The sequence below is a fragment of the Streptomyces pseudogriseolus genome, from assembly GCA_002154585.1.
GTDB classification, from domain to species: domain Bacteria; phylum Actinomycetota; class Actinomycetes; order Streptomycetales; family Streptomycetaceae; genus Streptomyces; species Streptomyces pseudogriseolus.
Genome location: MUNG01000123.1, coordinates 1 through 735, shown reverse-complemented (window position 1 = coordinate 735; position 735 = coordinate 1). Strand labels below are relative to the sequence as shown.

Below are 735 nucleotides of genomic sequence, written 5' to 3'. Positions count from 1 at the left end.
GTCGAGGCCGAGCACGCCGAGCATCGCGCGCACCTCGGCGAGGCGGGCGACCGCCTCCTCCTTGTCGTCGGCGGCCAGCGCGCTGTTGCCCTGCCGGACGGCGGTGTGCACGACGGCGAGCGCCTGCGGGACGCCCAGGTCGTCGTCCATCGCCTCGGCGAACGCGGGCGGCACCTCGGCGGCCGGCGGGACGACGCCGCCCGCCTTCTCCACCACGCGCTGCACGAAGCCCTCGATCCGCGCGAACGCGGACTCCGCCTCGCGCAGGGCCTCCTCGCTGTACTCGATCATCGACCGGTAGTGCGGGGTGCCCAGGTAGTAGCGGAGCACGATGGGCCGCCAGCGCTTGACCATCTCGCTGACCAGCACGCTGTTGCCGAGCGACTTCGACATCTTCTCGCCGCTCATGGTGACCCAGGCGTTGTGCACCCAGTACCGGGCGAACTCGTCGCCGTAGGCCTTGGCCTGGGCGATCTCGTTCTCGTGGTGCGGGAAGATCAGGTCGAGGCCGCCGCCGTGGATGTCGAAGGCGCTGCCGAGGTACTTGTGCGCCATGGCCGAGCACTCCAGGTGCCAGCCCGGGCGCCCGCGGCCCCACGGCGTCTCCCAGCTGGGCTCGCCCGGCTTGGCGGCCTTCCACATCGCGAAGTCGCGCGGGTCCCGCTTGCCGGTCTCGCCGTCGCCGGACGGCTGGAGCAGGTTGTCCAGCTCCTGGTTGGACAGCTGAAGGTAGCC

1 protein-coding gene is annotated in these 735 nt (G+C 71.7%); it reads right to left on the bottom strand.

Translation table 11 applies throughout. From position 1 onward, the window contains the following. The coding region (locus tag CCN29_RS12755; protein ID WP_143661322.1) for a DALR domain-containing protein at window positions 1–735 on the bottom strand (735 nt) is incomplete at both ends.